General features: G+C 36.0%; 17 protein-coding genes and 3 tRNA genes. 9 read left to right on the top strand and 11 right to left on the bottom strand.

Features of this window, described 5'->3' with window-relative positions; all coding sequences use genetic code 11:
• Positions 1 to 417: 417 nt before the first annotated feature.
• Positions 418 to 1491 carry an outer membrane beta-barrel protein gene (locus B0A80_RS03730; protein ID WP_089076453.1) on the top strand — a complete coding sequence of 358 codons (1074 nt, stop codon included), beginning with the start codon at positions 418 to 420 and terminating at the stop codon, positions 1489 to 1491.
• A 291-nt stretch (positions 1492 to 1782) separates the two neighbouring features.
• Here the strand turns inward: B0A80_RS03730 and B0A80_RS03725 are convergent, their stop codons facing one another.
• The 5 genes from B0A80_RS03725 to B0A80_RS03705 form a co-directional block, all read right to left on the bottom strand.
• Positions 1783 to 2688 (bottom strand): N-acetylmuramoyl-L-alanine amidase, encoded by a 906-nt coding sequence (locus B0A80_RS03725; protein ID WP_070907445.1) that lies wholly within the window; start codon positions 2686 to 2688, stop codon positions 1783 to 1785.
• 35 nt (positions 2689 to 2723) lie between these two features.
• Entirely contained in the window at positions 2724 to 3287 is a 564-nt protein-coding gene (locus B0A80_RS03720; protein ID WP_089076452.1) for a hypothetical protein, read from the bottom strand.
• A 43-nt stretch (positions 3288 to 3330) separates the two neighbouring features.
• Positions 3331 to 4644, bottom strand: coding sequence for a 30S ribosomal protein S12 methylthiotransferase RimO (gene rimO / locus B0A80_RS03715; RefSeq protein WP_017495207.1), 1314 nt, complete (start codon positions 4642 to 4644; stop codon positions 3331 to 3333).
• Between the two features lie 216 nt (positions 4645 to 4860).
• Complete coding sequence (locus B0A80_RS03710; RefSeq protein ID WP_089076451.1) at positions 4861 to 6363, bottom strand: OmpP1/FadL family transporter; 1503 nt, start codon at positions 6361 to 6363, stop codon at positions 4861 to 4863.
• A 44-nt stretch (positions 6364 to 6407) separates the two neighbouring features.
• Positions 6408 to 7436 (bottom strand): hypothetical protein, encoded by a 1029-nt coding sequence (locus B0A80_RS03705; RefSeq protein WP_017495209.1) that lies wholly within the window; start codon positions 7434 to 7436, stop codon positions 6408 to 6410.
• A gap of 101 nt (positions 7437 to 7537) precedes the next feature.
• On the opposite strand from B0A80_RS03705, the gene proS reads away from it, so the two are divergent.
• The 5 genes from proS to rpsT all read left to right on the top strand — a co-directional run bounded on the left by proS (position 7538) and on the right by rpsT (position 9804).
• Positions 7538 to 9016, top strand: coding sequence for a proline--tRNA ligase (gene proS, locus B0A80_RS03700; RefSeq protein ID WP_017495210.1), 1479 nt, complete (start codon positions 7538 to 7540; stop codon positions 9014 to 9016).
• Positions 9017 to 9096: 80 nt separating this feature from the next.
• Positions 9097 to 9168: transfer RNA gene (locus B0A80_RS03695), tRNA-Glu, on the top strand.
• A 39-nt stretch (positions 9169 to 9207) separates the two neighbouring features.
• Positions 9208 to 9279, top strand: a tRNA-Glu gene (locus B0A80_RS03690).
• Between the two features lie 44 nt (positions 9280 to 9323).
• Positions 9324 to 9395, top strand: a tRNA-Glu gene (locus B0A80_RS03685).
• A 157-nt stretch (positions 9396 to 9552) separates the two neighbouring features.
• Positions 9553 to 9804, top strand: a complete 252-nt coding sequence (gene rpsT / locus B0A80_RS03680; protein ID WP_017495211.1) for a 30S ribosomal protein S20 — start codon at positions 9553 to 9555, stop codon at positions 9802 to 9804.
• Between the two features lie 135 nt (positions 9805 to 9939).
• Here the strand turns inward: rpsT and B0A80_RS03675 are convergent, their stop codons facing one another.
• Both B0A80_RS03675 and B0A80_RS03670 read right to left on the bottom strand, forming a co-directional pair.
• On the bottom strand, positions 9940 to 10353 hold the full coding sequence (locus tag B0A80_RS03675; protein WP_017495212.1) for a response regulator: 414 nt from the start codon (positions 10351 to 10353) through the stop codon (positions 9940 to 9942).
• Positions 10354 to 10358: 5 nt separating this feature from the next.
• Complete coding sequence (locus B0A80_RS03670) at positions 10359 to 12068, bottom strand: PAS domain-containing sensor histidine kinase (protein WP_070907439.1); 1710 nt, start codon at positions 12066 to 12068, stop codon at positions 10359 to 10361.
• A 168-nt stretch (positions 12069 to 12236) separates the two neighbouring features.
• On the opposite strand from B0A80_RS03670, the gene typA reads away from it, so the two are divergent.
• The gene (typA, locus tag B0A80_RS03665; protein ID WP_017495214.1) at positions 12237 to 14033 is read left to right on the top strand and encodes a translational GTPase TypA; all 1797 of its coding nucleotides are present in this window, start codon (positions 12237 to 12239) and stop codon (positions 14031 to 14033) included.
• Positions 14034 to 14153: 120 nt separating this feature from the next.
• Here the strand turns inward: typA and B0A80_RS03660 are convergent, their stop codons facing one another.
• Genes B0A80_RS03660 through B0A80_RS03650 form a run of 3 tightly spaced genes read right to left on the bottom strand, consistent with a single transcriptional unit; the run spans position 14154 to position 18275 of the window.
• On the bottom strand, positions 14154 to 16508 hold the full coding sequence (locus tag B0A80_RS03660) for a T9SS type B sorting domain-containing protein (RefSeq protein ID WP_089076450.1): 2355 nt from the start codon (positions 16506 to 16508) through the stop codon (positions 14154 to 14156).
• Between the two features lie 15 nt (positions 16509 to 16523).
• Positions 16524 to 17360, bottom strand: a complete 837-nt coding sequence (locus tag B0A80_RS03655) for an ABC transporter permease (protein WP_070907437.1) — start codon at positions 17358 to 17360, stop codon at positions 16524 to 16526.
• 3 nt (positions 17361 to 17363) lie between these two features.
• Entirely contained in the window at positions 17364 to 18275 is a 912-nt protein-coding gene (locus tag B0A80_RS03650) for an ABC transporter ATP-binding protein (protein ID WP_070907436.1), read from the bottom strand.
• A gap of 110 nt (positions 18276 to 18385) precedes the next feature.
• On the opposite strand from B0A80_RS03650, the gene B0A80_RS03645 reads away from it, so the two are divergent.
• Both B0A80_RS03645 and B0A80_RS03640 read left to right on the top strand, forming a co-directional pair.
• Positions 18386 to 19438: a hypothetical protein gene (locus B0A80_RS03645; protein ID WP_017495218.1), complete on the top strand. Its 1053-nt coding sequence runs from the start codon at positions 18386 to 18388 to the stop codon at positions 19436 to 19438.
• A gap of 68 nt (positions 19439 to 19506) precedes the next feature.
• Positions 19507 to 20367, top strand: coding sequence for an SdiA-regulated domain-containing protein (locus B0A80_RS03640; RefSeq protein ID WP_070907435.1), 861 nt, complete (start codon positions 19507 to 19509; stop codon positions 20365 to 20367).
• A 246-nt stretch (positions 20368 to 20613) separates the two neighbouring features.
• On the opposite strand, the gene B0A80_RS03635 is transcribed toward B0A80_RS03640, so the two are convergent.
• Positions 20614 to 24348 (bottom strand): metallophosphoesterase, encoded by a 3735-nt coding sequence (locus B0A80_RS03635; protein ID WP_089076449.1) that lies wholly within the window; start codon positions 24346 to 24348, stop codon positions 20614 to 20616.
• Positions 24349 to 24362: the final 14 nt, after the last annotated feature.

Raw genomic sequence — 24362 nt, 5'->3', positions numbered from 1 at the left:
GTTTTTGTTTTGTTTTTTACTGTTTTGAATTAAGTGGTGTTTTTTGATGGGGTATACTTTTTTATAGTATTGATTTTTGGTGTTTTCTCATTATTATTTGTTTAATTTTTTATTTAAACCTATTAATTTATATGGTTTATTGTTATTTGTGTGTTATGTATTTTTTAAAAATGAATAGCTAATAATATCAAATAACGATTATGTAGAGGTTAATTTTTGTAATCCGTAATTCTTGCTTGAAAACGCTAAAAAAGTAGATTTGAATTCTTTTACTCATGCAAAAGTTAATAAATTCGCTACTGAAAATGAAGAGGTTTTAGAGGGAATAAGAGGTTTTAAAAGTGACTTATAGTATTCAAATACCGATATAAAAGATTAACTAACCAAAATCAATTAATAACCAAAACCAATTAAAACATGAAAAAAGTATTGCACATTTTAGCCGTGATGTTAACAAGTTCTTTTGCTTTTGCTCAAGATGAAACGGAAGCTGCGACTTCACCGGCGACCACCTGGGGAGGATCGGCAGATGCTTATTATAAATATGATTTTTCAAAACAAATGAACGGACTGACAAGTTTTACTAATTCTCAGGATTCATTCGAATTAGGAATGGCTTCTGTTCAGGCAGGACATACCTTTGGAAAAGCCTCCGTTTTTGTTGATCTGGGCTTTGGAAAAAGAGCAGGAGAGTTCTCTTATAACGAAACAACAGATAAAGACATAAATGCAAAATTTTTGATTAAACAATTGTTTTTTACCTATCAGGTTACCGATAAATTTAAGTTTGTAGCCGGTAGTTTCGGAACACATATAGGTTATGAGGTATTAGATGCTGTAGGGAATAAAAATTATAGCATGTCTTATGCTTTTTCTTATGGCCCGTTTTTCAATACAGGTCTGAAAGCACAATATACATCAGGTAAATTCACGGCTATGCTTGGTGTTACTAATCCAACCGACTTTAAATCAGCAATGGATGCAGGTTCAAGTCAAAAAACATACATAGCGCAAGTGGGGTATATAGGAGAGACCGGGAGTGCTTATTTGAATTTTACTTCGGGAAGTACTAATCCGGTTTCTGATGAAAATAAAACACAGATTGATTTTGTAGCGTCTAAAACAATAACGGATGCCTTTTCTTTAGGGTTTAATGCTACGTACGCTAAAACGAATAATGATATTGACAGTGCGCTCGATGGTGATTGGTTTGCTTTGGTAGGATATGCGAATTATGCTTTCAAGCCAAGTTTGAGTCTGGCCTATAGAATGGAGTATTTCGATGCAAAAAAAGCAGCTGCGAGTCTAGGGACTTTGACAGGATCAAATGTTTTTGCAAACACAGTTTCTTTGAATTATAAAGTGGGGAAATTGACTATTATTCCGGAGTTAAGATACGACGCTGCCTCTGAGGATGTTTTTTTAGATAAAGATGCTGCCCCAATCGGAGGATCATTCTACGGATTGGTAGCTACAACATACTCTTTCTAGAGATAAAGATTGATATTTTTTTTTTTTTTTTTGGAGCTGTCGAAACATACTTATGTTTTGGCAGCTTTTTTATTTTCTTTAAGTGAGATGTTAATTGTGAGAGGTGAGTTATGGGGTAAGCTTTTTGTGTGTGAATTTTGCTTAGAGGGTATTATAGTTTGTAGTGTGAAAACTTGAATTTTTTAAGGTAAGGAACGTGACAAAAAAAAGCAAAGTTCGCAAAGCTATACAATTAGCTTGCGAACTTTGCGTAAATCTTAGTGTTCGTTACGGTTAACCTTCAGGTGTAAATTACTGAAGCTGTTTTTTATAAATCGAATAAATGGTATCTATTGTTTTTCTATCCAAAGTTGGCGTCACATCAGTTTGAATGTAATGTAATTTGAAAGCCATAATAGCCGCTGAAAGATTTTTAGTATTGTATCCAATAATCCTTAGCGCCTGTTCAATCTTAAAATCAAAAGGAGCTTCCTCGAGAATTTCGTCCGACCAGATTCCAAATCCTTTTTCGGCCAGAGTTTTCCAAGGGAATAAAGCACTTGGGTCCTGTTTTCTTCCCGGAGCAATATCAGAATGTCCTAATATGTTTTGAGTTGGAATATTGTAATCTTTCTTTAGTTTCGTTAATAGCGCCACTAAACTGCTGATCTGAGCCTCAGTAAAAGGTTTAAAACCGTTGTTATCAAGTTCTATTCCGATAGAAGAAGAATTTAAATCTGTATTTTTCCCCCAGGTAGATGCTCCCGCGTGCCATGCTCTCAGGTAATCGTTCAGCATTTGAACTACTTTTCCATTTTCAGATATGATGTAGTGAGCACTTACCTGAGTTCTTGTTTTGGTAAAAGTATTAATCGTCTGTTGAAGTGAATCCTGAGCCGTATGGTGAATAATAATAAAACTTGGTTTTCTTAAGTTAAAGTTTACTGTTCCGATCCATTCTGTCTGTATGCCGTTTAATAAGGAAGTAGAGCCGGTTTTTGATAAAGTGTCTTTTATAATGCCAAGCTGCTGTGCATAAGTCGTATCAATAACGATACGCGGTACTACAGGAATTGGCTGAGCTTCTTTACTGGTAATTTGGCCTTCTAAAGTTTTAAGCTGCTGATCGTAAACTTTTTCAGTATTTTTATAAGGATTTGTAGAGCAAGAAGTAATAATAATTGCTAAAATCAGGTAACAAAAATGTTTTTTTGCCATGGTTAGTTGCATTTTTTTAGATGAAGTCGAAACAATTATTCCTGAGTCTTGATTGTTTCAGAGTCTTCTTTTACTTCTTTTGAATCTTTATCTTTTGAATCTTTTTTCTTTTTTGATTTAGAGGTCTTTTTGATCTCTTTAAAATTATCCATAAATGCAGTGTACTTTGGAACCTGATCCGGATTTAAGAAAGCGGTAATTTTTTTTGTGGTGCTTTCTCTTAATGCCTTAATTTGTTCGATCTTTTGATCCTGACTGCTGCTCTCATTTTTTAGTAAGATCCCTTGTTCTCTCATACTGTCTACTAAAACATTTGAAATAGCGATAACTTGCAGTTCGTCAAGATTTATTTCAGGTTTCATTTGTTCTACAATTTTACCAACAGTTTCCTCTACAGGTATCTCTTTTGGTTTACTGGTGTTGGGTTGTGGACCTCCCATCATGCTTCTGTCCATTCCCATTCCGCCGCCTCTTCCGTAGCCATTACCATAACCGCCACCACCGTAACCGTTATTGTATCCATTTCCGTATTGAGCAGAAACAGAGTTAAAGCACAATAAGGTGAAAAACAAAATAAATAAAGATTGTATAGGTTTCATAAAAGTGTATTTTATCTAAAATTGATACTTGTTTAGCGTAAATTTAAGCAGGTTCTCCGTATAAATCAAATTCTGTCGCTTCTATTATCCTTATATTAACAAATTCTCCTGTTTTTACATAATGCTTAGAAGCGTCAATCAAAACTTCGTTATCAACATCCGGACTGTCAAATTCAGTTCGCCCTACAAAATGAGCTCCTTCTTTTCGGTCAATAATACATTTGAAAACCTGTCCTACTTTTTCCTGGTTTAAGTCCCATGAAATTTGCGACTGTAATTCCATAATCTCGTTCGCACGAGCCTGTTTTACGTCGTCCGGAACATTGTCTTCCAGCAAATAAGCATGTGTATTTTCTTCGTGAGAATAGGCAAAACATCCCATTCTGTCAAATTTCATTTCCTGAACAAAATCTTTCAGAATCTCAAAATCTTCCTGAGTTTCACCCGGATATCCAACAATTAAAGTCGTTCTGATCGCCATTCCCGGAACTGCAGCACGGAAATCTTTTAATAATTGTGTCGTTTTTGCCTGAGTAGTACCACGACGCATCGATTTCAAAATAGAATCCGATATATGTTGCAATGGAATATCGATGTAATTACAGATTTTTGGCTCACGTTTCATTAATTCTAAAACATCCATTGGGAAACCTGTTGGATAAGCATAATGAAGACGAATCCATTCGATACCTTCAACATTGGCTAATGCTTCCAGAAGTTCGGCAAGATTTCGTTTTTTATAAAGATCAAGACCATAATACGTTAAATCCTGAGCAATTAGAATTAATTCTTTTACGCCATTTTTTGCTAAACCTTGAGCCTCTTTAACCAGTTTCTCAATAGGTTGCGAAACATGCGAACCTCTCATTAACGGAATGGCACAAAAACTGCAAGGTCTGTCGCAGCCTTCCGCAATTTTCAAATAAGCATAATTCTTTGGAGTTGTAGTTAAACGCTCTCCCAGTAGCTCGTGTTTATAGTCAGCACCAAGAGCTTTAAGCAGCTGAGGTAATTCAGTTGTACCAAAATATTGATCGACATTTGGGATTTCCTTTTCTAAATCCGGTCTGTAACGTTCAGACAAACATCCGGTAACGAAAACTTTATCTACTAATCCTTTGTCTTTTTTATCAGCATATTCCAAAATCATGTTTACCGACTCTGCTTTGGCGTTGTCAATAAAACCGCAAGTGTTGATCACAATAATGTTTCCTTCTTCCTTAGCAGGTGCCTCATGTTGTACTTCTTTGCCATTAGCACGAAGTTGTCCCATTAGCACTTCACTGTCATATACATTTTTCGAACACCCAAGAGTGATTACGTTAATTTTGTTCTTTTTTAAAGACTTGGTTCTCATACTTTTATAAATTGGAGTGCAAAATTACACTTTTTTATTCAAACACCGCTTGTTTCCGTTTCTTTTAGGTGATTTTTATGAAGCTTATCCTGCTGTTTGCTATATCTTTTGTGTCGGCCGAGGCGGACACAAAAGGATGCTGCTTCCATCTGGGCTAAAAAAAATCCGTCAAGTAAGAGCCTGACGGAGATTTTAATTCATTCTATTTATTTTTAATTACAATTCAAATAATAAAGTAAGCGTCACGTTGTTTAGTTTAGAGGTAACGTTCGCTCCATCAGTAAATCCGGTTGCAAAAAATCCCTGATTCGATTTTCTTTCTAAGTAAGAATAGGCTAAATCTACTTTAGTGCCTCCAAAATTATAACCTAGACCACCTGAGTAACTGGTTAAGTCTCCAATCGTGGTTCCGTTTTTATAAGGGCTTTGTTCAAAACGATATCCGCCACGCAGGCTTAATTGTTTTATTTTATATTCGGCACCTACTCTTAATTCACCGGCATTGGTCAATTGACTGCTGATGTCGCTATTTACTCCTTTAAAACCGGCATCGTTTGTTGGTTTATATTTGGTGTTTCCGTAGTCTTTAATGGCGTAATCAATACTGATAAGGCCTGATTTTCCAAAGACATAAGCAGCGCTAAAAGTGGTTTTTCCTGGTGTTTGTAGGGTGTAAGAGTCGTAAACATTTACAATTTTTGGATTTACCGTTTCGTTAATGTCTTGCCCTCCCTGAGCTTTTCTTGTACTGTATAAACTTTGCGAAGTTTCGTCGTTTAGTTCGTACCAGGTATTGGATTCGTAGGCTAAGCCAAGACGGAATGCATCAGTGACTTTAGCGATAGCTCCAAGTTGAAAGGAGAAGCCGTTACCGTAAGTGTATAGTTCATTGTTAAAACGTAAACTTGAAATTGTTTCTCTTGTTTCTAATGGGTTGTCATTATCTTCATAGAAGCTGGTTGATCTTCTGTAGTCAGTAATGTGAACATTTAAGTTGGCTCCAAGATAGATTCTGTCTTTGTAAGATGTTGCAATATTGAAGCTTAATTTGCTATTGTATCCGCTAGTGAAAACTTCATTCTCGTGGTAATAGTTGCCACCTGCAGGTACATTACTGATATATTGTGTGTTGTTGCTATTTGTGGTAACAGGGTCAATTACATGTCCCCAGTATCCCATATATGCTTGTTGTTCGTTATAAAATAAATCTTTATAATTAAGTCCATCTATCACGTTCAAAGGAATTCCGTTTGCAAATTTTAGGAAATATTTATCAATAGAATTTGTTGGGTTTGTTCCTACTGAAACAATTCTGTTGTCGAAATTATTTGTGTTTTCATAAGTGGCTCCAATTGTAATTTTTTTCCAGTTGTTGCTTGGGTTGTGATCGTGAAAAACAAAAACAGCACCCGCCTGATTGAGTATAAAAGAATTTTTACTTTCACTAATTCCTGTTCCAAAATAGTTGGAGTTGTTTTTGATGTTTTGATTGCTAAAACTTACTCCAACCTGATTATTAGAGAATATTGCCGATCCTGCAGGGTTTACGGAAATAGCTGAGAAATCTCCTCCAACGGCTCCAAAAGCACCACTCATGGCTCTGAATCTTGCAGTTCCGGTTAAATTGTCTTGCGCATAACGTACAGCATCTGATACTTCCTGAGAATGTGAGACGCTGGCAGTTAGTCCTGTAATAAGTAGGAATAATATTTTTTTCATTTGGATAGTTTTTATTGTGATTTTGTGATTAATGAAAGAGGCGATTATCTTCTTCCGCCTCCTCCGCCACCATATGATCTTCCTCCGCCGCCGCCGCCACCGCCGCTATACGATCTTCCTCCGCCGCCACCGCCGCTATTCATAGAACGGGATGGGCTAGGAGAGTAGCTTCTTGTTGGTGCAGAATTATTATTGTTGTAATTGTAGCTTCTGTTAGTGTTGTAATTGCTTGATGATCTTCTGTTGCTGTAATCAGCACTATTGTATTGAGTTGTGTTTCCTCTGTTAGTAAAGGTTGGTGAGGAGTTGTTGTATGTTCTTCCGTTTACAGACGCATTTCTTCTTGAATCAGAGAAATCACTTCTGTTTGTGCTATAGGTTCTATTGCTGTTATAGCTGCGGTTAGTAGTGGTGTAGTCTCTGTTAGAGTTGTAAGTTCTGTTGGTACTGTAGCCTCTGTTTGTGATATAGTTTCCGGAAGAATAGTTTCTTCCTCCATAATAAGCGGCAGAACCTCTTCTGCCATAGTTATATGAGTAGTTGTTGTATCCGTATCTGTGACCAGATCCCCAATAGCCAGGGTAGCCCCATCCCGGATATCCCCATCCTGGATATCCCCATCCGCCTCCCCAGTAGCCAGGGTATCCCCAATAGTTGTCCCAGTATCCTCCGTAACCCCAACCATAGTAAGGGTATCCGTAGCCAAAACCAAATCCTAACGACCATGAAGGGTTAGAATATACGTTTACAGAAACATCAGTGGTTGCACTTCCCCAGGCAGGGTAGTTGCTAACGGTTTTTGTGCTGTCATTTACAGCATAATTGCCATAGCTGTCAACATCTGTAAAAATTTCCGTTGGCTGATTGTCGTCTTGTAAGGATCTAAAGTAATCTTTATATTGATTGTTTGTGGTATTTGCTTGAGCATACGTTCTTGGTGAACCTCCGTAAATTCCATCGTTGTCATGATAGGAAGTGTTTTGGTAAGAACCACACGATGCTAATAGAAAACTCAATAATCCAATTAAGTAAAAATGACTTGAGTTTTGGCGGAAAGAAATAGAAGTTTTCATATCTGTGGTGTTTTTTATTGTTGCACATTACAAAAATAGTTAGTTTTGTCAAACTATTTAGTTAAAATTATTAAAACAAAATTTGTGCCAAACTATTCGATATGAGTAAGAACCTCACTACAAGATCAGAAGATTATTCAAAATGGTATAACGAGCTGGTTGTAAAAGCGGATCTAGCTGAAAATTCAGGAGTTAGAGGCTGTATGGTTATTAAACCTTACGGATACGCTATTTGGGAAAAAATGCAGGCGGAATTGGATCGAATGTTTAAAGAAACAGGACATCAGAATGCGTATTTTCCTTTATTTGTGCCTAAGAGCATGTTTGAAGCGGAAGAGAAAAATGCAGAAGGATTTGCGAAAGAGTGTGCTATTGTAACACATTATAGATTAAAAAATGATCCGGAAAAACCCGGAAAGCTTATTGTAGATCCAAATGCGAAGCTGGAGGAAGAGCTTATTGTTCGTCCGACGAGTGAAGCGATTATTTGGTCTACTTATAAAGGCTGGGTTCAGTCTTACAGAGATTTACCTTTATTAATTAATCAATGGGCGAATGTGGTGCGTTGGGAGATGCGTACACGTTTGTTTTTGAGAACTGCTGAGTTCTTGTGGCAGGAAGGGCATACGGCTCATGCTACAAAAGCTGAAGCTTTAGAGGAATCTGAAAAAATGATGCATGTATATGCTGATTTTGCAGAGAATTTTATGGCAATTCCGGTTGTAAAAGGATTGAAAACCGAAACAGAGCGTTTTGCAGGTGCTGATGAAACGTATTGTATTGAAGCTTTGATGCAGGATGGAAAAGCGTTGCAGGCAGGGACTTCTCACTTTTTAGGACAGAATTTTGCTAAGGCATTTGATGTTAAGTTTGCTAATGCCGAAGGAAAACAGGAGCATGTTTGGGGGACTTCATGGGGAGTTTCGACTCGTTTGATGGGAGCGTTGATTATGACGCATTCTGATGATCAGGGGTTGGTATTGCCTCCAAATTTAGCGCCAATACAGGTGGTGATTGTTCCGATTTATAAAACAGACGAGCAATTGGCTGAAATTACAGCTGCAGTTAATGAATTGACGGCTAAATTAAGAAAGCTGAAGATTTCTGTTAAATATGACGACCGAACTACTCAGAAGCCTGGATTTAAGTTTGCGGAATGGGAATTGAAAGGGGTACCGGTTAGAATCGCGGTTGGACCAAAAGATTTAGAAAATGGAACTTTTGAAGTTGCCAGACGTGATACACTGACTAAAGAGGTTGTTTCTAATGACGGAATTGTGAATTATGTAAATGATCTTTTAGAGCAGATTCAGGTCGATTTATTCAATAGAGCATTGAATTATCGTGATACGCATATTACGGAAGTAAATAGCTTTGAGGAATTTAAAGAAATTTTAGATGGAAAAGGTGGTTTTGTATCGGCTCATTGGGATGGTACAGCGGCTACTGAAGAGAAGATAAAAGACCTGACAAAAGCAACGATTCGTTGTATTCCTTTGGATGCTGTTGAAGAAGCGGGAACCTGTGTGTTTACTGGGAATCCATCTTCTAAAAGAGTGCTTTTTGCTAAGGCATATTAAAAAAAAATAAAAAAAATTGCATCAGCTATTGTGCAACTAAAAAATAGATGTATCTTTGCATCCGCATTAGAGAAACACACGGTCCGTTCGTCTATCGGTTAGGACGCCAGGTTTTCATCCTGGTAAGGGGGGTTCGATTCCCCCACGGACTACTTTTTTTTCTGCGACAAAGTTATTTAACTTGATGTAATGGTCCGTTCGTCTATCGGTTAGGACGCCAGGTTTTCATCCTGGTAAGGGGGGTTCGATTCCCCCACGGACTACAAATTTCAATTTCTTTAAATTGAAGAAAACTTAGTACGATGATGGTCTGTTCGTCTAGGGGTTAGGACTCCAGGCTTTCGTCCTGGTAACAGGGGTTCGATTCCCTTACAGACTACAAAAAATTAGTTGTAAATAAGTTTTGTAAAATAAAAATTGGTGTCTCGGTTTTTGTTTTATTAGTTAAAACCAAAGTGATTGTTTTATAATTGTGGGAGGTTTTTCTTTTTTAACTAGTATTTATAATAATTATTACATCTAAAAATTAAAAGAAAATGGCAAATCATAAGTCAGCATTAAAAAGAATCAGAAGTAACGAAAAAAGAAGAGTTCTTAACAGATACCAGCATAAAACTACTCGTAATGCTATTAAAGCGTTAAGATTAGCTACTGATAAAGCTGATGCATCTTCTAAATTATCAACTGTTATCTCTATGATTGATAAATTAGCTAAAAAGAACATCATTCATGATAATAAAGCTTCTAACTTGAAGTCTAAATTAACTAAACATGTTGCTAAATTGTAATTAATTACAATTTGATAAAAATATAAAAGTCCTCTTTTGAGGACTTTTTTTTTTGTATTATTCGGAAGATTTTTAAGGTGCAATAGTATTTGATTGTGGTTTGGAATTTGAAATTTGGAATTTGAAATTCTGAGGTTAGATTCCAATTTTCTTTTTAAGATACTCCAGCATTGGAAGGGTGATTGGTTTTGAAAGGAAATCGATTATAATGGGGTATTTTTTTGCCTTGGCCAAATCTTCAGGATCAATAGTAGAGGAGAGAACAATTACATTTGCCGTATTGAATTCTTTGTAAGCCGGAGAGGTGAAATGATCCAGAAATTCCCAACCGCCCATTACGGGCATGTTTAGATCTAAAAAAATCAGTTCCGGTTTTTTGTTTGCTTTGTTTTTGTTGTTGGTGTATTTAAGTGTATTGAAATGGTGTAATGCTTCTTCACCATTCTGAGCTGTGATGATTTCTTTTGAGAATGATGATTTCGAAATTACTTTTTTGCATAACATCAACGTGATTGGATCATCGTCTATACATAAAATTTGCTCCAGCATATGAGTTAGTTTTTGAATGTTATTGTAAATGTGGTGCCTTTGTTGACTTCACTATCAATACTGATGGTTCCTCCCATGGTTTCGACTTGTGATTTTACAAGATATAAGCCTAGTCCTTTACTGTCGGGGTAGTTGTGGAATCGTTGGTACAGCCCAAAGACTTTGTCGCGATTTCTTTCTAAATCAATTCCAATTCCGTTGTCTTTGAAAGTTAGAATTGCTTTTTGGTCGATTTGTTCTGCTGTAATGGATATTTTTAATTTTCTGTTTTCTGATTTGTATTTTATAGAATTGGTAAGTAGGTTTAGTAAAATGCTTTCGATATAGGCTTTGTTTGTGTTTAGCAACGGAACTTTATCGAATTTGAGTTTGATAATGGGTTTGTGCAGTTCGATTTGAAATGATAGCTGACTAAATACATTTTCAAAAACTTCTTGTAGTGAGACTTCCTCTTTTTGCATGGAAGGGTTGTCTTTGATGATGATTACTTTTACTAAGTCGTTAATGGTTTCGTTTAGCAAATGTGTTGATTTTGTAAAACCGGACAGGATTTCTTCGAGTTCTTCGTTTTCGACAGGGATGTCCTCAATAAGATTTAATAGTCCGATTAAATTGGATAATGGCGCACGTAAATTGTGTGAGGTAATGTAGGAGAATTGTTTTAAGTCTTTGTTGTTTTGGGTTAATTCTCTAATTAGGTGTTCTTTTTCTGTCTCTAGTTTCTTTTCATCGGTAATGTCTCTTTGAATGGAGATCCAGTGTGAAATAACGCCTTCAGTATTAAAAATAGGGATCATGGAGAATCTTACCCAGTATTCTTCTTTTGATTTAGTATAGGTTATAGTCTCAATTAGGCACTCTTCTTCATTTTTTATAGCTCTTAAGAGTTTTTTTAATTCTTCTGAATCGGATTTTGGACCTTTGAAAATATTGGGAGATTTTCCAATTATTTCATTTGACATGTATCCTGACATTTGTGAAAAAGCAGGGTTAACGTAAACAATTTTAGGTATTTTTCGATCCGGTGAATTGGCTTCTGTTATTAATATGGAATCTTTAGATTGTGTAATTACAGTTTCTAAAAGTCTTAATCGTTGTTCTTCTTCCTTTTGTTTGGTAATGTCTTGAATGGCTCCAATCATTCTGATGGCTCTTCCGTTTTCATCTTTGAGAAGAAAACCTCTGTCCAAAACATATTTGTAGCTCCCGTCGGCACATTTAAAACGATACTGATCCTGCCATTTTTCTGTTTTTTGTTCTATAAAAGAGTATAGTTTGATAGACATTCTGATGCTGTCTTCCGGATGAATCTTGTCAAACCACCATTTGGATGTTTTTCCAACTTCCGTTGGATTGTATCCAAAAACGTTTTCTATTCCTTTGTTCCAATTGATGCTGTCTTCCTGAATTTTCCAATCCCAAATGGTGTCACTTGTTGCTTTGGCTACAATGTCATATTTTTCGTTTGATTCCTTTATTTCTTCGTTTGTTTCTTTTAATTTTTTGAAAATAGTAATGTTTTTTTTCTCGTTTTTAGAAAGTATGTATTTGAAAAACAGTGCAGTGCTCAGGATGAAAAAAATGTCCTTTAAAAAAAAAACAATGTAGTAATCGGTCTTTGAAAAGTAAGTCGTAAGTAATTTATGACAGATGATTGCCACAAATAACGATATGATAATATAAACTAGAGTAATTTGGAGAGTTTTACTTTTCATCACTCAAATATAGTTAAATTAACTATAATTAAACAATAACAAAAGTTCAATTTAGACTTAAATTTACATTGTTTTTGGGTTACTAATTACTTGTCTCTACGCAAACTATCGCAGAAACGTTTTTTATATCAAAATAAAGTGTACCTTTGCACCCATTAAAAATCACAGATGGAATCTATTAGAAACATTGCAATTATTGCCCACGTCGATCACGGTAAAACCACTTTGGTTGATAAAATTATGTATCACTGTCAATTATTTCGTGACAACGAAAACACAGGTGATTTAATTCTTGATAATAACGATTTAGAGCGTGAGAGAGGTATTACTATTACTTCAAAGAACGTATCAGTTCAATATAAAGGAACAAAAATCAATATTATTGACACTCCTGGCCACGCGGATTTTGGAGGTGAAGTAGAACGTGTATTGAACATGGCCGATGGTGTATGTTTGCTAGTGGATGCTTTTGAAGGCCCAATGCCACAAACTCGTTTCGTATTACAAAAAGCGATTGACTTAGGTCTTAAGCCTTGCGTAGTTATCAATAAAGTGGACAAAGAAAACTGTACTCCTGAAGAAGTTCATGAAAAAGTTTTTGACTTAATGTTTGAATTAGGTGCTGAAGAATGGCAGTTGGATTTCCCAACAGTTTATGGTTCTGCTAAAAACAACTGGATGTCTGACCACTGGGAAAACGTAACGGATAATGTTGAGGCATTATTGGATATGGTTGTTGATAATGTACCTGCTCCTAAAGTTTCAGAAGGAAATCCTCAAATGTTGATTACATCTTTAGATTTCTCTGCTTTTACAGGACGTATTGCTATCGGTCGTTTAGAAAGAGGTGTCTTAAAAGAAGGAATGCCAATTTCTTTGGTAAAAAGAGATGGTGCCGTAACAAAATCAAGAATTAAGGAATTACATACTTTTGAAGGTCTTGGACGTAAAAAAGTAACAGAAGTAATTGCAGGAGATATTTGTGCTATTGTTGGTGTTGAAGGTTTCGAAATTGGTGATACTATTTCTGATTTTGAAAATCCTGAAGGTTTAGCATCTATTGCTATTGATGAGCCAACAATGAGTATGTTGTTTACTATTAATGACTCTCCTTTCTTTGGTAAAGAAGGTAAATTTGTAACTTCTCGTCACATTAGAGAAAGATTGACAAAAGAATTAGAGAAAAACTTAGCAATGAAGTTAGGTGAAACTGATTCTGCTGATAAATTCATGGTTTTTGGTCGTGGAGTACTTCACTTATCTGTTCTTATTGAAACAATGAGAAGAGAAGGGTATGAGTTGCAAATTGGTCAGCCACAAGTTATCATCAAAGAAATTGATGGTCAAAAATGTGAGCCAATTGAGGAATTGACAATCGATTTACCAGAGAATCTTTCAGGTAGAGCAGTAGAGTTTGTTACCATGCGTAAAGGTGAAATGTTGAGTATGGAAACTAAAGGGGAACGTATGATCGTTAAATTTAATATTCCATCACGTGGAATTATTGGATTACGTAACCAATTACTTACTGCAACAGCTGGTGAGGCTATTATGGCGCACCGTTTCATTGGATATGAGCCTTATAAAGGAGAAATTGCCGGACGTAACAAAGGTTCGTTAATTTCTATGGAAAAAGGAAAAGCTATTCCTTATTCTATTGATAAATTACAAGATCGTGGTAAGTTTTTTGTTGAACCAAATGCCGAAATTTACGAAGGACAGGTAATTGGAGAAAACTCTCGTAGTGATGATATGTGTGTTAACGTAACGAAAGAGAAAAAACAATCTAACGTTCGTTCTTCCGGAGCTGATGATAAAGCGAGAATTATTCCTCCAATCATTTTCTCTTTAGAGGAAGCATTAGAGTACATTCAAAAAGATGAATATGTAGAGGTTACTCCAAAATCTATTCGTTTGAGAAAAATCTATTTGACAGAAACTGATAGAAAAAGATTTAAATTCTAAGGAGTTTAAAATTCAATATAAAAAGCCAAATTCCAATCAGTGGAATTTGGCTTTTTTTTGTCTTGGAATTTTCGGACAGGAATTTCTTTACAGATTTTCGGAATAAGAAGTGTGAAGTTTTTATCTTTTTAAGCTGAAGTGACCTTTTATGACTCTGCCATTAACAAATTGAAGGTTGAACCAATAGTCATCTGCTGGCAATTGTTGGTTATTAAATTGGCCGTTCCAGCCCAGTGTATTTTGATCCATTTGTTTGAGTAATTTTCCATAACGATCAAAAATGAATATTTTGTAAACCGGAAGCTGATCGGAGTTTTTAATTAGCCATAAATCATTATAACCATCTCCATTTGGAGTAAAGAATCTTGGGTAGTCTGCAATGTAAACCTGATATTGGTTTGATGGTCCGCAGCCGTTTTTGTCTCTTGCGATAGCATTGTAAACTCCGGGTTTGACATTAGTAAATAAAGGGGCGTCCTGAAAAACACTTCCATCCAATGAAAATTCATAATTACCTACCCCTGTGTATTGAATTAAGACCGAGTTCTCATCGCCAGAGAAATCTTTTGTATCTGCACCGCTTATAATCGCAGATTCAGACAGTATTACTTTAAATTTTTTGGTTTTTTCGCAGCCGTTAATGTCTTTTACAAGTACGGAATAATCACCGGCTGTGTTTACTGTAATGGAATTTGATGCCGCTCCGGTATTCCATAAATAGCTGGCGAAACCAGTGGCAACATCCAGGGTAATCTGCTCCCCTTTACACAAGTATTTTGATTCGTCTTGAAAATTTGGGGGATCAAAAGTGTTTACAATAAGAGTTATGGGAAGAATGTCGTAACAATCAGACCCATTTGTGGCTTTAGCATAAATGGTTTGGGTAAAAGCGGTAGTGTTTTTAAAGATATTAGGTAATGTATTTGTAGCTGCCAGAGCATCATTTACATTTAAATAGTAACTGAAAGTGATGCCCGTAGGTAAACCTGTCGAAAGTTGAGAGGTTACCTGTGTATTAAGATCAAATTGATAAAATCCGTCTTGTTTGTCATCTCCGTCACAAGTTGCAAATGGATTTTGTGGGGAAATTGTGGTGTTGGAAATTTGCAACGTTACTTCTGCGATTTTACTACAGCCATATTGGTTTTCAAGTCGGACGTAAATGACCTGATTTTGGGATTTATTACTATACTTTTCAGGAGTTGTGATTGGATTCGTTTTAGTTTGAGCATCAGCTAGTGATTCGTAGTATCCTTTGTTCAGCGTTTCTGCAACATTGTTTTTCACAATATTAGCGACCTTTGTCAAATCAAAAACCGATATTCCGTCGGTATCATCGTCACATTGTACTAATGAAGTGTTGGTGGACAGAATCTCAGGAGCAAACTCAATTTTAATTTTTCCGGTGGCCACACAAGTTGTTCCTATTAGTGTGGCTTCAACCTTATAATTGCCAGATGTTGTAACAGTATAAGCAGAACCGGTTTCTGCCGGAGAAATTTCTGCATAGTTATCAGTGGTAGTTTCTTTAAACCATTTAAAAGTATAAAGATTGCTGTCCAGACGTGTATCTAAGACAATACTTTCTCCAAAACAGGCCGGATTTTTATCGGCAATTGTTTTGTTGGTTCCAAGATTTATTCTGGAGATAAAACTACCGGCTTCTATAAAAACAGCAGAGTTGAATTGCCCTGTCGGATCATCAGCAATTACCAGTTTTAGGTGGTATTTTTTGTTGGGAATTACATCTGTATGAGCATTCATGACTACAGTTTGCCCGGCGTAATTTATGGGGCTATTAATGGTATTGTAGCCATTGAAAAAATTTTCATTTAAAGGGTCACATCCCGGATAGTTGGTGCCATTGACAAAAGCGGGCTCAATTTTGGTATGAACTGTTGTAGAAGCAACCGGTGTTGTCGTATTGGGTAAGACGGCTAAATTTTTATAAGGGTCGCTAGTGCCTGCTTCTTTTATTAAAAAAGCAAAACCATCAGAATAGATGCAAGGATAGTAGGTTTGATACTCGTTTGAAGCAAAAATATAATTAAAGCTGATGGAGTTGGCTAAAGCGATAAAATCAAATTCCAGAACAGTTGCCTGTTTACTCGAGTTATTGTTTAAGGCCTGATTTAAGTCCGAGTCACCCAGCCACTTATCGTTAGTAACGCCTATAGAGTTTGATCGTATAAATGGACCTGAAGCATTTGTACTTGGTGATGTACTTAAAACAATACCTCCTGAAAAGGGAAAGCTACCTCCGCCCGAATTAAAATAAGCATAACTATTACCCGTATTAGCAGGATTTCCAGTTGCATTAACACTAGTAACATTGATACAAGCGCTGTTAATTAAAATATTTTTTGCTAAATCTTCAGGAGTTCTGGTATCGTCTATACTAATATTTTGTGCGTTTACTTTTAAAGAGAGCAAACACACAAAATAGACTAGTGATAAGATTTTAAAATAGTTCATAGTATTACAAATATACTACAAATCTCTCTTTTTTAATAGCTTGTATGAGAAGTAAACAAATAAGAATGTCCAGATCAGAACGATTAAAATCGAAGTATAATGTACGCCATAATCTTTGGTATTTTCTACCCCAATTTGTGTACCTATTGAACGAATTACGGATAATCTTGAAAAAGGCTCAATGATTAGATTTGACATGGCTTCCAGCGGGAAAAAATTCATGATCGTTTGCCCCACTGAACTTTCAGGAAAAATCTTAAAGATTAAAACTCCTTTCATAATTCCTTCTATTATGCTCCATACCAAAAGAAAACCTAATGCAAAGGCGGATCGTTTTACTAAAATTCCCAAAAACAAACAGAATGCAAAGAAGCCAATGAGTTTTACGAAAAAAGCAAGAAGATAGTCTAAATCCATCAGAATAACATCAAATTCGGTATAGGATGAAAAGCATAGTCCAAGAATTACACTCATTACGAATACGAAAATGGTAGAGGCTAATGCAAACAGTACGACTGTGAGGAATTTGGACAGCACAAATTCTTTTTTGCTTAAGCCGTCAATCAGGTTTTGTTTCAAAGTTCCGTAACTGTATTCATTGGCCATCATAGAAACAATAACGATTGCAAGGAAAAGTTTAAGTAAGGCGGCTACATAAGTATTGAAATGCCAAATGAAAGGGAAGTTGAAAATACCCATTTCTGCCAAATGGAATTTAAAAGGACCTATGTCAAATTTGATGGAAGCCATTAAAGCGATGAACGAAAGCAGTATGAAATAAGTCAAAGTGAGGATGCGGCTGGCTTTGTTTTTCCAGATTTTTTGTAGTTCTATAGAAATTAGTCTGTTCATGGTTTAGTTGTTTTGGATAATGGCGTTCTTGGTTAATTCTAAAAATTGCGCTTCTAAACTGTTTTTGCGTTTTACCAGATGGCTCAAAGCGATATTTTTAGAAAACAGAAAATGATTGAGTTCAGAAGCGGATAAATCAGAGTGGAGATAGACGAGGATTTTGCCGTCTTCTTCGGTGATTTTTTCAACTGCCGGATGTGTTTCCAGTATGGTTTTCAACGCCAGATTATCATCAGACTGAAGTTCAAAGAAACCTTCATTGGCTGACATTCCGTCGACTGTTCCGGAGTATAAAATTTCTCCTTTTCGCAAAACAACGACATGCGAACATACTTTTTCTACTTCGTCTAAAAGATGAGAGGCCAGTAAAATAGTGGTTCCTTGTGACGCAATCTTTCGGATAATGTCTCTGATCTGATGAATTCCCTGTGGATCTAGACCATTTGTTGGTTCGTCTAAAATTAAAATTTCCGGATCATTTAAGAGTGCCGAAGCAATGGCAAGACGCTGTTTCATTCCCAAAGAAAAGGTGCTGAACTTGCTGTCTTTTCTCTCGGATAGCCCAACTAAATCAAGCTTTTCACTAATTTTAGAATAATTGATGCTTTTTATTTTGCAAACCAGTTTCAGGTTTTCTTCGGCAGTCATGTACGGGTAAAAGTTTGGTCTTTCGATGATGGCGCCTACTTTTTTTAGTGCTTCATGTGTTTGTACCTTTCCTCCAAACCAGGTATAATTTCCCGAAGTTCTGTTTACAACATTCAGGACAATTCCTAAAGTGGTCGATTTACCGCTTCCGTTAGGGCCTAATATGCCATAAACGTGGCCTTTTTGTATTTCAAAAGATACATTTTTTAAGGCCTGAATGCGCCCGTATCTTTTGTGAAGATTCTCGATAGTAAGTATGGTTTCCAAATTTATTTCGGTTTTAGTTTTATGTAAGACGATTCAACTTTTATTTTGTTACGCTAAATTTATTTATATGATGCTATTCATTTAAATTTGTAATAAAGATATTCAAAAATATGAGCGAACCTTTAATGGTTTTGAAAAAACCGTCTTATCCTTTAATGCCGTCTCTTCTTAGTTATTTAGAGCGATACGAACGTATTTCGAAAGTATCGGTGTTCTATGATGATCTATTGCGATTTTCAGGCTCAGTTAATGTTTATGATAAAAATGAAACGGATACTTTATGGATCAGAGTGTATTACAGCGAGTTTGAGAGAAATGAGATCGATCTGAATCTGAAAAAAATCTATTCCCTTTTACATTCTGATGGAAATAACGAGATCATTCAGTATTTGAATATTGATGCAATTGATTACTGTACTTTTGGAAATTCTAAACCCTTCCGCATAAAAGTTCGTAATATTCTCAATGATAATTATGTTCATTTTTATATTAAAAAAGCAGATGCTTCAAGAATTTACGGATTAGAGCTGGAGGATATTCTCTCGCCGGATAAAATCAATTTTTTAGTTTTTAAGGATACTTTAATTGAAGAGCATATTATCGGGATCCCGGGTGACGTTTTTATGGACACTTTATTAGATAGTTGTACAGAAATGGAAAAGTCACAGATTGCAAAAGAGTTTGTGAAGTTCAACGAACGTTGTATGATTAGGCTTTTGGGTGATATGCGTGCTTATAATTATGTGATTGTTCCCATTCATGACTTCGATCAGGTAGTTTATAAAATACGTCCAATTGATTTTGATCAGCAATGTTATGAAGGGAACTTTAAAGTGTATCGTCCGCAGTTTTTCAAAGAAAATTATCCGATGATTAAATTGATTAAAGAAAAACTGGAGGATCGGTCCATTATTCAGTACAAGGATGAGGAAAGAGCGATTTTGGCGAAACGTATCCATTCTGCCGAAACCAGAATCAAAAAATTACTGAATATCATGTGTCACGATACGATTTCGACAGAAGAGCATCTGAATCAACTAAAAATGGAATTGTACCGTTATACCAATGATATGAAGTTCAAGAATGCTAAATCTATGGGACATATTATGTTTGCTGCTTTTGAATTTATTACACGCAATTTTAAAAATACAAACCTACTTTAAGTACTGCATTCAATAAAAATCTTTGGCGGGTAGCAGGTTTTAGTTAGGTTAAATTAAAAGAAGATATTATGAAAAAGTTTTTTTTACTCGGGGCTTCTATAGCCTTACTGGCTTGTCAGCAACAATCTAATCCAAATTTAAAAACGTTGTACGCACTTCCGAAGAAGCTAAAAGAAGTTTCGGGAATTACTTATTTTCCTGAAACGAATTTAATTTATGCGATAGAAGACAGTGGCAATAAAAATGAAATTTATGCGATAAAATCAGATGGGAAGATTGCCAGATCGATTGTTGTTTCAAATGCGACTAATGTAGATTGGGAAGATATTACCAGAGATAAAAGCGGGAATGTTTATATAGGAGATTTTGGAAATAACGACAACGAGCGTAAAGATTTGTGTATTTATAAAGTCAATAAGAATCAGTTGAATAAAGATTCAGCAGTGGCAGAGTATAAGGTTTCGTTTTCCTACCCGGAACAAACGGAATTTCCTCCGAAGAAAAAAGAGATGTTCTATGATGTCGAAGGCTTTTTTGAACACGGGAATTATTTTTATCTGTTTACCAAAAACCGTAGTAAGAATTTCGATGGAACGGCTTTTATTTATAAGATTTTAAATGCTCCGGGAACTCAGAAAGCGATTAAAATAGGGGAGTTTAAAACTTGTGATAATTACAATCATTGTGTTTTAACAAGTGCTACCATTAGCCCTGATGGTAAAAAAGTAGCTTTGCTGAGTCATGATAAAATCGTTTTGTTTAAAGGGTATAAAAATGATTTGTTTCATAAAGGATCGCAAACGGAAATTAAATTGGATCATTTTTCGCAAAAAGAAGCTGTCGTTTTTAAAGACAACACCACTTTGTTGATTGCCGATGAAAAGGCAAATAAAACAGGTGGAAATGTGTATGAGTTTAAGCTAAAATAAAAAGGGACTAAGGTACTGAGGTGCTGAGGCTCTAAGTCTTTTTGCCACGAATTCGCGAATTTTAGTTTACTGTATCATTTTTGAATACTGAGAAAGAAAGCTTAGGATCTTAGAATCTCAGTAACTCAGTACCTTTAAAATAAAAAGTTTGCCACGAATTCACGAATTTTAAATTACAAAATCATTCGTGAATTCGTGGCAAAAAAAACTTAGAACCTTAGTAACCTAGCATCTCAGAACCTTTAGTTAAAAACTATAAGCCGCTCCAAAAATGACTCTTCCGGTTTCGTCAGGTGATTTGAAATAAGTGATTCTTGCCGTTAGGACATTGATCGCGTTCAGCCAAAGTCCGCCGCCATAATCCTGATGCCATTTTCGGGAATTTTCACCGTCAAGCCAGATTCTTCCATAGTCAAAACCACCCAGAATCCCGTAGGTTAAAGGAGCAATTGTTTTTTGGATTTTACCAATGCTAAGACGTAAATCAGTACTTTGAGAAAAATAAGAACTTCCCAGAAAGCGTTCGTTTCGATAACCGCGTAAGTCTGTATCGCCTCCTAAAGCCGCACCCTGATAAAATTCGTAATTGTTATTTAGGATCGCTTTTCCTTTTAAAAGTGTGGCTAAAACCAGCTTTCCGTTAGAATCAATTTTATGGGTAAATCCTAAAAGACTTTCAAGAGTCGGGAAGTTTTGCCTGGTCTCATTTAGATTGGCTAACCACGCTGCCGAGATCATGAAAGTAATTCCCAAAGTAGGTTTCGCAGCAAAGTCGGAATTTTTGAAATGATACTTGATTTTCGCACCACCAAAGGTCTGACTTTGAAAAATCTCCGGATTAATGATGTTTGGAATATCAATAAATCGATTTTTGGTTTCTTCTACTCTCATTTGTTGAAACATGGGCTGGATGCTAAACTCACTTCCGTATCGCCCAACATGTCGGATCGCCGCTGAAACATTAAACTTCTGAATGCGAACGCGGTTGTAATCCATTCCAAATTGCTCCGTATTATTGATCGTTTCATTCCCATATCCGAAATAATTCACTGTAAAATTTGGAGTTGTATATTGCGATTCAACGTCAATAACCCACTTGCCAAGCAAACCCGGAAAATGTGCGGCATAATTCAATTCGAAACCTTCCGTTGCGAAATAATAAAAACCGTTTAACACATGTTTTTGGGTGTAAGGGTTTTGTTTGAAATTGTTTACCGTATAATTTAAATTAAAACCAAGCTTTACGCCATCGTCAGGATTGTACCCTATATTTGGAAGCCCTGAAATCACATTATATTTTGGTTTTTCGTAATTGTAAAGGTTAACGTCGTAATCGTCTGTTAGTTGAGTTCCGGTTTTTGAATCCAGATTATAGGTGTTTTGTTTTGATTTAAAATCATAAACGATCACTCTTTTTCCGTTCTCAATGTTATAAGTATCATTGTTTTGTCCACCTATTAAACGAATTTTTATCTTCGATTTTTCAGTACCGGTTACCTGGAAAGTATCATTGTCATCTAAACCGTAAATCCATAAGTTGGAAGTTTTAGCATCGGTAACGGTTTTAGTGTATATCAATTCGTCGCCCTCTTTTTTAACTCTGAAAACCTGAATTTCGAGTGTTTTTTTGGCGCTATGGCGAATTACAAACTTGTCTTTTTTATCTGTTCCGGCGATCATTACGGTATGGCTCAAAACATCAAAGTATTCAGAAGCATATTTTTGAAGTTCTTTCTTTCGGCTTTTTAACTTCTGTTGTATGTCTTTAATTGTTTCATCCTGAACTTCTTTTGGCAGGCTTTTGAAAGCATTGTCAATGTCAGCATCGGTTAAGTTTTCCTGAATGTATTTTGCCTGAGCAATCCAGTCTTTTTCTTCGGCAGTTCTTAAAAAGGCCAGATCAAGCGGGTAAGGTTCTCTGTTAAGCCATTTTACATTATCGATTTTGTCTTTAAAAGTACGCATGTGGCGCAGTGCAGGAATGTTCATCAACAGCGAAAGCAAAGTCCCGTCATATTTCGAAAAAGCCTGATCGCGATCTCTGGGAATAGGTTTGTAAATGACCTTTCCCTCTTTTTTATATTCTCCCCAACGCCATTGGTCGTCATGTCGGTCCCAATCGCCAATAAGCATGTCAAACAAACGGGCTTTTATGTATTCGTTTTCGTCAACGGTATATTTTTCATCTTTATGAAGGTTTTTCATCATGTCAGATGTGCTGATAATATTAGTTGGATTTCCAAAATTCTTACCTTCCAGATGATTGTCGGCAGGTCTTTCTTCAACCATATACAATTCATCTCCAAAATTCGAATTGAATTCCTTTAAAGTATTTTGTTTCGGAATGTAATATAAAATAGGGTTGCTGTGTGCCAGCCCTATTCTATCGGCCAGATTACCCACTGCAAAGGGAGTATAAGGATGTGAAGTAGTATAAAAGTCCAATAAGAAATTCTCTGCATAGGTATTTTCAAAATCATTAACAATGTACTGATCTTTAAAAGCTACAGATTGTAAAAATTGTGTAGCGCTTTTTTTCATAGCACGCATCACATACTCTCGGCCTTTAGGATCCGATACTCTTAAAGATTTAGACTGATGTCCGCCACCTTCACGAATAGGTTTCAAACCTCCCATTAAAGTGTCTAAAGTTGCGGTTTTAGCCTCAATGGGTAAGCTGTAATATTTTCTATAGTGGTTTCCGAAAAGAAACTTATGAAACAGACTTTTCTGCGTCATTTTTTGAGAATAGATAGAAGTTGTGATTTTAGGAGGGAAATTATTCGGAACATCAGCAGCCCAGTTGATTTCTTTAGCCTTTATGATTTCCTGCTCAAAAAGTAGCTTTTCGTGGTTGTTTTCATTTCCGAAGAAAGAAACTTTAGCATCTCCGCTTTTGAACAAAGTCAAGGTAGCATAACCGTTTCCTCCATAAGAGAAATCATTTGAGTTAATGGCCCTTGCAGCTTCAGATTTTGATCCCGCACCGCTAATAATCTGCTTAATATTTTCCTTGTTGACATACTGCAGATTATGATCGTGGCCGGAAACTACAATCACATTTTTTTGTTTTTGCAGCAGCGTTTTAATGCGCTTGGCATAAGCAGTATATTGTTTGTTTTGAATGTCTTGCGGACTGGCACCTGTAGTTTTTCGCAGTAAATTAATAAAGGAACCAATTACCGGAAGCGGAATTTTTTGTTCTAGAGGGAACAGTTGCTTTTCTAACGAATATTGACCGCCATGCGATCCGTTGCTCATGAGTGGATGATGTATGGCAAGAATGACCGTTTTCTCCTGATTTTTATTAAGAACACTTTCCAGTTCGTCAAAGAAATCTTCTCTGGTTTTAATATCACAATTGTCATTTATAGTAGGGTGGTTGTTCCAGTCTTCCAGAAACCATTCACTGTCAATCGTTACTAAAGCAGTTGTACTGTCTATTTTAACAGCTTCTATGGCACAACTTTTTCGGGGTAAAAAGGCTTTTTTATCGTTTAAATATTTAGTAACAAATTCAGCCTGAAGTTCAAGGCCTTTGATACCATTGTACCAATCGTGGTTTCCGGGAATGACAATCGTTTTTCCTTTAAATCCTTCGGTAAGTTTTAATTGATTGGTCAGTTTCGTTTCGGCCAAAGCCTTTTCCAGCCCCTCATTATGGGCAGGGAAACCTTTCGGATAGATATTATCTCCTAAAAAAAGCAAGGTCGATTTTTTACTCGCTTTTTTTAGTTTTTGATGCAGTAGTTCAAGAGTTTGCTGGGCTTTTTCTTCGTCGGCGTTTCCGGCATCACCCACTAAATAAAAAGTGTGTGCAATTTTTATGGTATCTGTTGCGTTTTCCGTTTCGTTAGCACTGACATTTTTACCATATTGTGCTTTATGAGTCGCACAGGAATAGGGGAGCAGCAAGACAGCTATTGCCAAAGAGCAGGTTTTAATTTTCGCAATAAAATGATTATCCAAAAACAATTTCATAATTTAGTGGTGTA

This window comes from Flavobacterium tructae, assembly GCF_002217475.1.
GTDB lineage: Bacteria > Bacteroidota > Bacteroidia > Flavobacteriales > Flavobacteriaceae > Flavobacterium > Flavobacterium tructae.
Note: the sequence above shows the minus strand (reverse complement) of the source record. Positions and strands in the feature narration are given on the sequence as shown.